Raw genomic sequence first — 13,052 nt, forward strand, 5'->3', positions numbered from 1 at the left:
GTGAGAACTATTCATCTCTCACTTCTCGCTCTCAGTACTCACTTCTACCTCCTGCTAATGACTACTCTTGGTATTCTTCTGGTGTTGGTGTTGCTGCTGGTCGTGTTTGGCCTGCTGTTCCGCCTCCAGATTATGACTTCAATTTTCTCGGGCAGTTCTTCCCGTGAAATTGGAGTTAGCAACCGTATTAACGCCATTCTGTTCATCATCTTCTTGATTGTTGGTGGTGCGGCCTTTACCTGGTCGTTCATCGATAACTATGATAAGATGAATCCGCCCATTGCCTCTGTGCACGGTCATGCTACCGAGCGCATGTTCTGGACGACTATGATCATCTTGGGTATCGTGTTTGCCCTAACTCAGGTTTTGCTGTTCGTGTACTCTTATAAGTACCAGCACAAAGAAGGTCGGCGGGCGTTCTTCTTCCCTCATAACAACAAGATTGAGGTTATCTGGACTCTGATTCCGGCTATTGTTATGGCTGGTCTGGTGTTTGCCGGCTGGAAAGAGTGGACCCGAATCACTGGCCCTGCACCTAAGGACTCTGTGGTGGTTGAAGTAATGGGCAAGCAGTTCAACTGGCTGGTGCGCTATCCTGGTCGTGACCAGAAGCTCGGCGTTGTTAACTACCGTCTGATTGATGCTACCAACGAGTTTGGTTTTGACTTGAGCGATAAAAATGGCATCGACGATTTTGTCGCTCCTGAAATCCACGTTCCAAAAGGCCACCCTGTACTTCTGAAGATTCGCTCGCGTGATGTACTACACGCAGTGTATATGCCTCACTTCCGCGTGCAGATGTACGCAGTGCCTGGTATGCCGACTAAGTTCTGGTTTACGCCAACTAAGACTACGGACGAAATGCGGGCTCAGACAGGTAACCCAAAATTCAACTACGAACTGGCCTGTAACCAAATCTGCGGGCGTGGTCACTTCGCTATGAAGCTGAACATCGTCGTTGATGAACCGGATGACTACGTAGCTTGGTACGGACAGCAGAAATCGTTCTCTGAGCAGAACCCTGATGTGCTGGCAAGCTTTAAACAGAAGTCGGATAAACTGGTTGAGAAAGAAACGGCTGCTTCTGCTGCCGCAGTAGTTCCGGCCGCTAAGGCTTCGCTCTAACTTCATTTAATTGCACGCTTCTACTATGGCTGCTAATCTTCCCACTCAATCGCAAGTGCAAGGCGGTGCCGGTGTTACTGAGCCAGGCATTGCGCACGATGAGCATGCGCATCACGACGAGCACCACGAGCAAAATTTCCTGCAGAAGTATGTCTTTAGCACGGACCACAAAGTAATTGCCAAGCAGTTCCTGATTACAGGTATTTTCTGGGCTATTATCGGGGGTACGCTGTCGAGCTTGTTTCGTCTGCAGCTGGGCTGGCCAGAATCTACCTTTGAATGGCTTTCGCCCTTCCTAGGCAAATGGATTGAAGCCGGCAAGCTGAACCCGGAATTCTATCTAGCGCTTGTAACGATGCACGGCACTATTATGGTGTTCTTTGTGCTGACGGCCGGATTGTCGGGGACGTTCTCGAACTTCCTGATTCCGCTGCAAATTGGTGCCCGCGACATGGCTTCGGGCTTCATGAACATGCTCTCGTACTGGTTCTTTTTCCTGTCGAGCGTGGTTATGTTTGCCTCTCTCTTCATTGAAACGGGTCCTGCTGCTGCTGGTTGGACAATCTATCCCCCGTTGAGCGCCTTGCCTCAGGCAATTCCTGGTTCGGGAGCTGGCCAAACGCTGTGGTTGGTATCGATGGCCTTGTTCATCGTTTCTCAGCTGCTCGGTGGTGTGAACTACATCACTACGGTTATCAACCTGCGTACTCAGGGTATGAGCATGAGCAAATTGCCCCTCACGATCTGGGCTTTCTTCCTCACTGCTATTCTAGGCCTGCTATCTTTCCCTGTGCTGTTCTCGGCAGCGCTGCTGCTGATCTTTGACCGTTCGTTTGGCACTTCCTTCTTCCTGTCGGATATCTACATTGCTGGTCAGGCTTTGCCTAACACCGGTGGCTCGCCTATTTTGTTCCAGCACTTGTTCTGGTTCCTGGGTCACCCCGAGGTGTATATCGTAATCATGCCTGCCATGGGTATGGTATCGGAGATTCTAGCTACCAATTCCCGTAAGCCTATCTTCGGCTACCGGGCTATGATCGGTTCGCTGCTCGGTATCTCGCTGCTCTCGTTTATCGTGTGGGCTCACCACATGTTCGTAACGGGCATGAACCCCTTCTTGGGCTCTGTGTTCATGTTCCTTACCCTGATTATTGCAGTTCCATCAGCGGTAAAGACATTCAACTGGCTTGCAACGCTCTGGCGTGGTAACATCCGGTTCACCACGGCTATGCTGTTCAGTATTGGCTTCGTATCGCTGTTCATTGCTGGTGGTTTGACTGGTATTGTGCTAGGTAATGCTGCGCTGGATATTCAGATGCACAACACTTACTTCGTGGTAGCTCACTTCCACTTGGTAATGGGCTCTTCAGCCTTCTTTGGTCTGTGGGCGGGTGTTTACCACTGGTTCCCGAAGATGTTTGGCCGTATGATGGATGAGAAGCTGGGCTACGTTCACTTCTGGCTGACCTTCCTGGGCGTGTATCTGGTATTCCTGCCGATGCACTATGTAGGTATTGCTGGCTTCCCCCGTCGCTACTACGCCTGGACTGGTTTTGATACGTTCAGCCAATTCGCTGACCTGAACAAGTTTATCTCAGCAGCGGCCATTATTGCCTTCTTTGCTCAGTTCGTATTCATTTTCAATTTCTTCTACAGCATTTTCCGCGGCCGTCGTGCTACGGAAAACCCCTGGAACTCGACGACGTTGGAGTGGACTACGCCAGTAGTTCCTGGTCACGGCAACTGGCCCGGTGCTATTCCGGCCGTACACCGCTGGCCTTATGACTACAGCAAGCCGGGCGCAGCCGAGGACTTTATTCCCCAGCACATTCCTTATTCACAGACGCAGTCGTCTAACCTGCCGTACGAAAAGGAAATGGAATAAGTCCTCTTAGCACTAGCCTTCTAAAATGGGCCGCTGTAGCTACGGCGGCCCATTTTATTTATGTATAAAGGGAAACCCGGACCGGCCGCGCCGGGCCCGAGTTTCCCTTTATACTTTTTTAAGCAAACCACGGGTTCGGTGGTTTATAGATTGAATTTTCGCGTAGTCACGTTGAGTATGTCAACTCCTAATTTTGTGAGCCGTTTTCGGTTCGTCGGAATTCTGACGGTAGTAGCTGTGTACGTCCTGATTCTGGTTGGTGGTATCGTACGGAGCACTGGCTCCGGCATGGGCTGTCCGGACTGGCCTAAGTGTTTTGGTACCTGGGTACCCCCTACGCAGTTAAGTCAGTTGCCGGCCAACTACAAGGAAATCTATACGGCTCAACGAGTTGAGAAAAACAAAAAGCTGGCGGCGAAGCTAGAGCGGCTAGGCTTTCACCAAGTAGCCGGTGATATCTTCGCCCATCCTACTCAGTATATTGAAACAGACTTCAACCCGGTGAAAACCTGGATTGAGTATGTCAACCGTTTGGTGGGGGCCCTGATTGGAGTATTTGTGCTGGCAACAGTTGTCTTTGCATTGCCTTATTGGCGTCGGGACCCTATTGTTTTCTGGTTAGCGTTTGCCTCCTTCGTGCTCACCGGAGTACAGGGTTGGTTGGGCTCTCTGGTAGTGTCAACCAACTTGTTGCCCATCATGGTAACTATCCATATGGGCCTAGCACTGGTTATTGTGGCCCTGCTCATTTACGCCGTTGACCGGTCGCAGCGGGGTAGGGAGGCCAGGGTAGAAGCTGTACAGAGTATTTCCGGGTTAATGATAGTACTCTGGGCTGCAGTGGCTCTCACGTTTGTGCAAATTGTTCTGGGTACCCAGGTTCGGGAACAGATAGACTTAGTAGCTTCTGCGGCTAATTACCTTAACCGTGCTGGGTGGGTGAATCAGCTTGGTGGTACATTCCGTTTCCACCGTACATTTTCGGCAGCGCTATTGCTGCTGAATGCGTACCTGGTGTACCGGCTATACACCCTACCTTCCCTACGACTTCATAAGCTGGCTACGGCCATCCTCGTATTTATAGTCGGAGAAATAGTGGCTGGGGTAGTGCTGGCTTACTTTTCGTTTCCGGCAGCAGTACAACCCGTTCACTTGACGCTGGCCACCCTACTCTTCGGTGCACAGTTTTTGGCGTTGGTTGCATATGGGCAGGCCACGAAGTTGCGGCGGCAGGTGGTTACTCCGCCGGTTGTTGCGTAACTTTGCGGCCCCGTTTGGCGGATTTTTCGCCGCACAACTTGTTTTCAGCAGTTGATGAGTAAGGCTAGGGCTTTCTTCCAGTTAATTAAATTCCGCTTGGCGCTTACGGTAGCTTTTTCCAGCGCCATCGGCTACCTGCTGGGAGCCCATGAGCTTGATTGGGGGCGTGCGGCATTGGTGTTGGTAGGGGGCTTAGCCGTTACGGGCGCTGCCAATACGATCAACCAGATTTTTGAGATAGATCTGGACAAGCTGATGAAGCGGACGGCCAAGCGGCCACTTCCGCTTGGGATAGTGAGCGTGCAGGAGGCCTGGATTTTTACTGTGATACTGGGCGTGGCGGGGTTGGCGCTGCTAACTTTTGTCTTCAACCCGGTTGCCGCCGCGCTTTCTCTGATTTCCCTGATTCTTTACGGGTTCATTTATACCCCCCTGAAAACAATTTCGCCCATTTGCGTGGCGGTGGGAGCCATTCCTGGCGGAATGCCGCCGCTGATTGGCTGGGTGGCGGCTACGGGCTACCTGGGTCCCGAAGGATGGATCCTGTTCGGTATTCAGTTTATGTGGCAGTTTCCTCACTTCTGGGCCATTGCCTGGGTACTCGATGAGGATTATAAGAAGGCAGGGTTCAAAATGCTGCCTACCCCCGGTAAAAAGGACTTGCGCACGGCTTTCCAGATCATGACCTACACCCTGGTCCTGATTCCGCTCAGCCTGCTGCCCTTCTACTTCGGGATGACCAGTACCACCTACCCCATGGTAGCCGCTATATGTGGAGTACTGTTTCTGATGCAGACCTTTTACCTGATGCGCACCGTCAGTAAGAAAGCAGCTATGAGCATCATGTTCGGCTCTTTTCTGTACCTGCCCATAGTGCAGATAGCCTTGGTGCTGGACAAAATATAGTTCTTCTGCTAGCGGTTAAGTATCGTGGGAAAGTGAGACAAAGCCTCCCTAAACCGTGTTAAGCAGGTAACACTTTCTTGTTTATAACTCACTTCTCATCATATGCATCCTTCCGAAGCATTAACGACCAAGCAGCCGGCCACTGGGATTCACCCTCTGCGCTTTCTGCTGGTGCTGATGATGGTCAGCATCTTCATGATTTTCGCCGCCTACACCAGTGCTTACATCGTGCGGCGCAACGAGGGCAACTGGCTGGAATTTGATCTGCCTTTTGGCTTCCTGATTACTACGCTCATCTTAGCGGCTAGCTCGGCCTCTGTGCAATGGGCATGGTTTGCGGCCCGGAAAGATGAACTGGGTCAGGTGCGTACTGCCCTTGTGGTAACTACTGTGTTAGGAGCCGCTTTCCTGGTAGGGCAGTGGCAAATGTGGGAACAACTGGTAGGCGCACGCATCTTTTTTGCGGGTACAGATGCCAACCCTTCCGGCTCATTTCTGTATGTACTAACCGGCGTCCATGCATTTCACCTGATTACGGGGCTTATCTTTTTGCTGATAGTTTTGCGTAAAAGCTTTAATTATCAGGTGCATTCCCGGCAGATGCTCTCCATCGGCAACGTCACCATTTACTGGCACTACCTAGGCGCGCTTTGGTTGTACCTGTATTTGTTCCTACTTTTGAATCACTGATTTTTGTCAACCCCCGCACGCTATGTCCACCATTTCCACGACGCAGGCAATTTCTGATTCCGCCCTGGATAAGCCGCGTACCGGCACCTGGGACGGCGGGAACGAGCCCTTTAAGGCAAGCTACGGCAAGCTGATGATGTGGTTCTTCCTGTTGTCAGATGCCTTCACCTTCGCGGCCTTCCTCACCACCTACGGCCTCATCCGCCACCGGCATGGGGTGTATGAAGGTACGCCCGAAGCGTTCAAGTTCTCGACCAATTACTGGCCCATCCCCGAGAAAGTATTTGATGCCTTTCCGGGCTTGCACGGTACTCACCTGCCGCTCGGCTTTGTGGCCTTGATGACGATGATTCTCATCTTCAGCTCGGTTACGATGGTACTGGCAGTGGAAGCTGGTCACCGCTTCGATAAGAAGGACGTACAGAAATGGTTGCTCTGGACAATTCTCTTCGGTGCTACCTTCTTGAGCTGCCAGGCTTGGGAATGGACTCACTTCATCACCGGCACTGAGCAAGGTACGCTAATGAACGATGGTACTGTCTTCCATGGCGCTAACCTGGCCATGAACCAGTACGGCCCGGTGCTGTTTGCTGACCTATTCTTCTTCATTACGGGCTTCCACGGTACGCACGTATTCTCGGGTGTCTGCCTGTTGGTTTGGGCTTTCATTGCTACCACCAATGGCACTTTTGAAAAGCGTGGCCATTACGAAATGGTGGAAAAGATTGGCCTGTACTGGCACTTTGTAGACCTGGTGTGGGTGTTCGTTTTCACCTTCTTCTACCTCGTTTAATTTTTCTGAGCCACTGAGCAGTCCAGCACTTTATCTGTAGCTGGGCTGCTCAGTGGCTTTTCTCTCCGTTACTCAGCTACTCAACCTCATGGCTCAGCACGCAACGCACGATACCGTTCCGACGGGTGAGATTCCGAAGCCGAATACGGCTTGGATCTGGAAAACCTTCTGGATTATCTCGGCTATTACGGCCCTGGAATTTGTTATTGCCTACCTCATGCCGGCTAGCACGTTCCGCAACTCCATATTCATCATCCTGACCATCTTCAAGGCCTTTTTCATTGTGGCCGAGTTCATGCACCTGAAGCATGAAACGAAGGGTCTGATCTGGAGCATTCTGATTCCGATGGCTCTGCTTATCTGGCTGCTAGTGGCTCTGATAACGGAGGGTTCCTACATTGGTGAAGCAGTTCAGAACCTGATCAACTAACTCCATGAGGCCCCAACAAACGCTGGTGTTGGGCCTTATTCTGCTGGTTCCGGTTCTGGCTTTCTTATTCCTGAAAAGCTTCGGTACTAACCGTTACGCGCTGCCAACTTTCCTGCCCGACCGAGTAGATTCTACTCAGGTTGCCGGAAAGTGGCAGCGCGATACTGTTTATCACCAGATGGGTGATTTCCGGTTGGCGTCGCAATCAGGCAGGGAAGTCACGGAATCGGAGCTACGCAGCAAGGGTCTGTATGTCGCCAGCTTTTTCTCTTCTGCCTGCACTACCGACTGTCCGCGCATCAATGGGCAACTGGTTCGGGTGCAGGAAAAATTCCGGCAGGAGCCGCGGGTACGCCTTGCATCCTTCTCTGTTAACCCGGAGCAGGACTCTGTGGGAGTGCTGACGCGCTACGCCGAAGAATACGGTGCCATTGCAGGCAAGTGGTTTTTCCTTACCGGTGACAAATCGGCGGTGAACCGGTTAATTACACAGGACCTTCGCCTGCCGGCCCCAAGCGGGACCGGGCCCGGAATTGTGCACAGCTCGGAGGTGTTTCTGATTGACCGCACCGGTCACGTCAGAGGGCGCTACAATGGCACCAATGAGCGGGACATGAACCGGCTCATCACTGAAATAGAAGTGTTGCTTTACACCTATGACCACCAATGAATCGTCGGTTGCCAACCCTGGCAACTTCACCAAGTACAAAGTAGCGGCCGGTATTCTCGGGGCCGTAGTGCCGCTGGCTGTTGCCGTGCTGTATTTTTTTCCGGGAGTGTTTCGCATTCCCGGGGCCGATGTGAGGGTGTTACCCGCCGTGAATGCCGTGCTCAACTCCCTGACGGCGGTATTCCTAATGCTGGGCTACTACTTCATCCGGCGCAAGGATGTAGCTAAGCACCGTGCCATGATGGGCGTGGCCTTTCTGCTGGGCTCCCTGTTTCTGGTTTCCTACGTGGCATACCATTCCCAGGGCATTGTAACCAAATTTGGGGGGCAGGGCCTGATTCGGGGGGTGTACTATTTCATCCTGATTACTCACATTCTGCTGGCGGCCATTACCGTGGCGCTGGTGCTGTTTACCCTGTATTTCGCTCTTACGGAGCAGTTCCAAAAACACCGGCGTATTGCCCGCTGGACTTACCCCGTGTGGTTGTATGTATCCGTGACGGGGGTTATTGTGTACTTCATGATTGCGCCTTACTACCCTTAGTCTGGGCGGGAAGTTGTGCTGATCGGTCGGGGCAACGAACTAAGCAGGGGAGAGGGCCGTTTTCTTTTTAACGAAATCAGTTCACGCCATGAAAAAAGCAATGTACAGCGGCTTGGTAGCGCTGTTTCTAGGAGTACTACTAAGTCTGCTGCCCGCGGCCGCGCAGGCGCAGTGCACTATGTGTAAGACCCAGGTGGAGGCCTCGCGCCAGGAAAAGGATGGCTATGATACCACGGGCCTGAATAAGGGGATTCTGTACCTGATGACGATTCCCTACGTACTGATCGGAACGGTAGGATATTTCTGGTACCGACACAGTCAGCAAAAGAAGAAAACCACGCATGGCTAACACTAGCTCCTCTCTGGTAGGAATTCTGCAGCAGCGTTGTCCGCGCTGCCATCAGGGGCCGTTGTTCACGCACTCGGCCCTGAATCTGGCTCATTTCACGGAAATGCCGACGGCCTGTCCGGTCTGCCATCAGGTGTATGAGCCGGAGCCGGGATTCTACTGGGGAGCTATGTACATCAGCTTTGGCTTTTCGACGGCTATTATGCTGGTAGTGGGTTTCGCGGTGTATTACCTGCTGGGCGACCCGGATACCTGGGTGTACATTACAGCCGTAGCCGTGGTAGCATTGTTGCTGACTCCCTTGAGCTTACGGTACTCGCGTACCCTCATGTTGTATCTGTTTGGTGGGGTGCATTATGATGCCCGCTACGCTACCGGCCGCCGTTAACCAAGCGCCTGGGGCCAACAGTTAGGAAATGCCGCCATTGGGCGGCATTTTTGTTTGGTACCAAGCTTGCTCTGAACCGCTTTTACCATTCTCCTGACTTTTGAAATTCCTTCGTTTTCCCCCGGTCTGGCTGCTTGCGTTGGCGCTGCTCTGCTTTGGCGGCGCTTATCTCAGCAACCGGTATAGTCAGAATCCGGAGGTAGCCCTGCAGGCCTCGGCCACCCGCCTGCAAGACCTGCTGATGGAGGCCGAGCTAACGGGCGAGCGGGAATCGACGGACGTGCTGCAGCGGCTGGCTACCCGGCGGGTGAGCTTCCAGAGCCTGGCCAGCCACACCACCTTTCCTACCTTCATTTTCCGGGGCGACCAGTTGGTGTACTGGTCTAGCCATAGCGTACGGCCCGACCCGGAGCAGGCCACCCAGCGCTACCACGAGCGCCTGCTGGAAACCCGCTTCGGTAAGTTTCTGGTGCTGCGCCATACCGAGGCTCCCTACGTGGTGCTGACCTACATTCCGCTGGAAATCACTTATGGCATCAGCAACCGTTACCTGCGCGAGGGCAACGGGCAGGGCATCTTTCAGGGACAAAACGTACGGCTGGTAGTAGAAAAAGGCCCTTCTGCGCGGCCCCGGCTGGTTTCCAACGAGGGCAACTACCTGTTTTCCATTGAGAGTCTGCAGGCTGACCCCATCACGGGCAAGTACCTGCCCTTGTTGCTGTTGCTACTGGGGGTAGGGTTTTATATAGGGGCGTGGAGTTACGTAGCCCGTCAGCAGTTTAGGCAGGGCCCGGCCTGGGCGGGTGCTTTGGCCGTAGTAGTGCCGCTGGGTGGCCTGCGGGCTGTGATGCTATACTTCGGGCTGCCGTTTTCCTTTCTGGAGATTCGTCTGTTTGACCCGCGGGTGTACGCGGCCTCCTGGTTTTCCCCCTCCCTCGGCGACCTGCTTCTGAACGCGGGCCTGTTTGTGGTGGCTTCCTACTACGTGTTGCTGCTGTTTCGGCGCTATGGCGTGCTGCGCTTTACGCAGCGGGTGCGCCGGATGCCGCAACGAGTGGCGCTGGGGGCCGCTACGGTGCTGGGATTCTACGGGCTGCTGGAAATGCTCTTCGATTTCTACGCCAGCAGCTTCAGTAATTCCCAGCTCATCCTCGATATCACGCAGGATATCCAAGTCAACCTGTTCAAGGTGCTGCTGGTGGTAGCCATCGTCCTGCACACGGGCAGCTACCTCGTCGGCTTCTATATTCTGTCGCGGCTGTTTACGGGCATCGTTAGGCCTTCTACGCGCAACGCGGGCCTGATACTACTGATGGCTAGTGCCGTGGTATTCCTGGGTACGGGGGTGGGGGTAGGGCAGGTACACGCCACTATTCTGGGTATTACGCTGCTGTTTTTCTTTGTGCTACGCCTGACCGGGCTGAAGTCGAGCGGGGTGGTGCTGCCCTACCAGGTGTACCTGTTTATTTTCCTGATGCTGGGCGTGAGCTCGGCCGTAGGCGCCCTGGCTTTGTACGAAGGCTTCAACCGGCAGCTGCAGGTAAACAAGCAGAACGTTGCCGGCAACCTACTCACGGATAATGACCTGCAGGGCGAGTACCTGCTGGTAGAGCGCGGACAGGAAATGGCGCGTGACCCGGTACTGCGCACCCTGCTGGCCAGCCCCTTCGTGAACCTGGATCTGATCCGGCAGAAGGTGATTAAATACTACCTGCGCGACTACTTCAATAAGTATGAAGTGCGCGTTATCGTATTCAACCCGGCAGGCCGGGGTGTGGCCGTGGGCGGCTCGTTGGAGCAAACCCGCAGCTTTCTGCTGCAGAATGCTACCCCCACCGACCACCCCAACATCTACCTGATCCGGGACGGCAGCAACCTGTTTAACTCGCGGCGCTACGTGGCCTTTTTTCCGGTGCCTACCCCCACCGACGAGGTAGAGGAAGGCCCGAGTACCATTGTGCTGGAGCTGTCGTTGAAGAAGCTAACGGCCAATAGTGTGGTGCCTGAGCTGCTGGTTGACCAGAAGTTTTTTCAGCCCAGATTGGGCACGGAGCTTAGTTATGGTGGCTACCAGAAAGGACAGCTGGTGTACAACGAAGGAAACTTTGACTACATCAACCGCCTGCCGGCCAGTCTTTTCCGCGATGCGCGCCTTTACAGCACGGGTGTAGCGTTGGATGGCTACCACCACCTAGCCGTGAAGGCAACGGATGCGTCGGGCCGCATGGTGGTTGTTACCACGGCTACCTACTCTTTCTCCGACTGGCTGGCCAATTTCTCCTTTTTATTTCTGGCCCACAGCTTCTGCTGGCTGCTGGTGATGGGAGCCTTTCTACTGGCCCGAGGGCAGTACCGGGAGGTGTTGCGCACCAACTTCAGCACCAAAATTCAGCTGTTCCTCAACTTTGGTATCCTAGTGCCCCTCATTGTGGTGAGCGTGGCCATTGCCAGCCAGGTTACCAATGCCTACAAACACGATTTGCTGCGCACCTACCAGCGCCGGGGGCAGGCGGTTCAGGAAAACCTGCTGAAAAACCGCGACCTGCTCACGGACCCCGGCAACCGGCCCTATCTCGTGGACCTGGCCGAAAACGTGGCCTCACTCACCGAAACCGACCTCAACCTCTACAATGCCAAGGGCGAGCTGCTGGTTAGCAGCCAGCCCTCCATTTTCGAGGCCAACCTGCTCAGCTCCCTGATGAACCCCCAGGCGGTTTCGGCCCTGAAAGAGGACGGCCAGCCGCGGGTGCTGCTCACGGAGCGGGCCGGCACGCTTTCCTTTAACGCGCTGTATTTGCCGCTACGGGCAGCCGGGGTGGTGCAGTCGGGGCGGCCGGGGGCGGTGCTGGGCTACGTAGGTATTCCCTTCTTCGACTCGGAAAAAGACCTGGATAACAAGCTGACGGAACTTGTATCGACCATCCTGAACATCTTCACGGTGATGTTTATCCTATTTCTGCTGCTGGCTTTCCTGGCTTCCCGCATCCTGACCCAACCGCTTAAGCTCATCACTGAAAAGCTGAGGCAGACTACCCTGACGGGCCAGAACGAAATGCTGGCCTACGAGTCGGAAGACGAAATTGGGCTGCTGGTGCGCGAGTATAACCAGATGCTGCTGAAGCTGGAAGAAAGCAAGCAGGAGCTGGCTACCCAGGAAAAGGAGGCGGCCTGGCGCGAAATGGCCCGGCAGGTGGCCCACGAAATCAAGAACCCGCTGACGCCCATGAAGCTGAGCCTGCAGTTTCTGCAGCGGGCCATTCAGGACCGGCGCCCCAACTTGGATGAGCTGATGAACAAAGTGTCGCAGACGCTCATTACCCAGATTGATGTGCTGACCGACATTGCCACTTCCTTCAGCAACTTCACCAACCTGCCCGCCATGCGCCCCGAGCGCCTCGACGTAGCGCCCATTCTGCGGCGGTGCGTGGGCCTGCACCAGGGCGGGGTGGGCGGAGCCGGCATCCGGCTGGTGCTGCCCGACGATGCTGAAACCGGCCGCTACGTGGTATTCGCCGACGAAAGTCTGCTGGTACGGACCTTTAATAATCTGCTGATTAATGCCCTGCAGGCCATTCCGGCGGATCGGGTGCCCGCGGTAGAAGCGCGGCTCGAGGCCCGGCCCGACGACCGGATCCGCATTTGCATTCAGGATAACGGCACGGGCATTCCGCCAGAGGTACAGGAAAAAGTGTTCGTGCCCAACTTCACCACCAAGGAAAAGGGCTCGGGCATAGGCCTGGCCGTAGCCCGGCGCGGCATTGAAAGCGCCGGCGGGCGCATCTGGTTTGAGACGGAAGAAGGGAAAGGAACGTCTTTCTGCATCGAGCTACCTCTGGCTGGGTAGGAACCTGTCAAGGCCGCCGGGCTGGTTTGCGTCCGCGCCACTTGCCCCGTGAGGTTTGACAAGGTGGCGGGGGTAGGGTTGTTCCGATGCGCCGCCGTCAACCGGCCGAGGCGGCGAGTGGCACGAATTCAGGCGGCTCCGGCGTTATGGTGGCCCTGGCTTTCCGGC

Annotated in this window: 12 protein-coding genes; all 12 read left to right on the forward strand. The window is 54.5% G+C overall.

The features are described 5' to 3' along the window. Positions 1–57: 57 nt before the first annotated feature. On the forward strand, positions 58–1,125 hold the full coding sequence (locus FGZ14_RS00345; RefSeq protein WP_139920073.1) for a cytochrome c oxidase subunit II: 1,068 nt from the start codon (positions 58–60) through the stop codon (positions 1,123–1,125). Between the two features lie 25 nt (positions 1,126–1,150). Beyond that, positions 1,151–3,010, forward strand: coding sequence for a cbb3-type cytochrome c oxidase subunit I (locus tag FGZ14_RS00350; protein ID WP_257883425.1), 1,860 nt, complete (start codon positions 1,151–1,153; stop codon positions 3,008–3,010). A gap of 177 nt (positions 3,011–3,187) precedes the next feature. Next, the gene (locus tag FGZ14_RS00355; RefSeq protein WP_139920075.1) at positions 3,188–4,270 is read left to right on the forward strand and encodes a heme A synthase; all 1,083 of its coding nucleotides are present in this window, start codon (positions 3,188–3,190) and stop codon (positions 4,268–4,270) included. A 54-nt stretch (positions 4,271–4,324) separates the two neighbouring features. Then, a complete protein-coding gene (gene cyoE, locus FGZ14_RS00360; RefSeq protein ID WP_139920077.1) occupies positions 4,325–5,176 on the forward strand; it encodes a heme o synthase in 852 nt (283 codons plus the stop codon). Between the two features lie 102 nt (positions 5,177–5,278). Beyond that, positions 5,279–5,866 (forward strand): cytochrome c oxidase subunit 3, encoded by a 588-nt coding sequence (locus FGZ14_RS00365; RefSeq protein ID WP_139920079.1) that lies wholly within the window; start codon positions 5,279–5,281, stop codon positions 5,864–5,866. A gap of 22 nt (positions 5,867–5,888) precedes the next feature. Further along, positions 5,889–6,659, forward strand: coding sequence for a cytochrome c oxidase subunit 3 (locus FGZ14_RS00370; RefSeq protein ID WP_139920081.1), 771 nt, complete (start codon positions 5,889–5,891; stop codon positions 6,657–6,659). An 88-nt stretch (positions 6,660–6,747) separates the two neighbouring features. Beyond that, positions 6,748–7,089, forward strand: a complete 342-nt coding sequence (locus FGZ14_RS00375) for a cytochrome C oxidase subunit IV family protein (protein WP_139920083.1) — start codon at positions 6,748–6,750, stop codon at positions 7,087–7,089. Between the two features lie 4 nt (positions 7,090–7,093). Next, a complete protein-coding gene (locus FGZ14_RS00380) occupies positions 7,094–7,759 on the forward strand; it encodes an SCO family protein (RefSeq protein WP_139920085.1) in 666 nt (221 codons plus the stop codon). Further along, positions 7,746–8,303: a DUF420 domain-containing protein gene (locus FGZ14_RS00385; protein WP_139920087.1), complete on the forward strand. Its 558-nt coding sequence runs from the start codon at positions 7,746–7,748 to the stop codon at positions 8,301–8,303. Before FGZ14_RS00380 ends, FGZ14_RS00385 begins: the two co-directional genes overlap by 14 nt. 88 nt (positions 8,304–8,391) lie before the next feature. After that, a complete protein-coding gene (locus FGZ14_RS00390; protein WP_139920090.1) occupies positions 8,392–8,652 on the forward strand; it encodes a hypothetical protein in 261 nt (86 codons plus the stop codon). Then, complete coding sequence (locus FGZ14_RS00395) at positions 8,645–9,040, forward strand: DUF983 domain-containing protein (RefSeq protein ID WP_257883301.1); 396 nt, start codon at positions 8,645–8,647, stop codon at positions 9,038–9,040. Before FGZ14_RS00390 ends, FGZ14_RS00395 begins: the two co-directional genes overlap by 8 nt. A gap of 100 nt (positions 9,041–9,140) precedes the next feature. Beyond that, positions 9,141–12,884 (forward strand): HAMP domain-containing sensor histidine kinase, encoded by a 3,744-nt coding sequence (locus FGZ14_RS00400; protein ID WP_139920091.1) that lies wholly within the window; start codon positions 9,141–9,143, stop codon positions 12,882–12,884. Positions 12,885–13,052: the final 168 nt, after the last annotated feature.

Origin of the sequence: Hymenobacter sp. DG01, assembly GCF_006352025.1 — a bacterium.
Taxonomy (GTDB): Bacteria; Bacteroidota; Bacteroidia; order Cytophagales; family Hymenobacteraceae; genus Hymenobacter.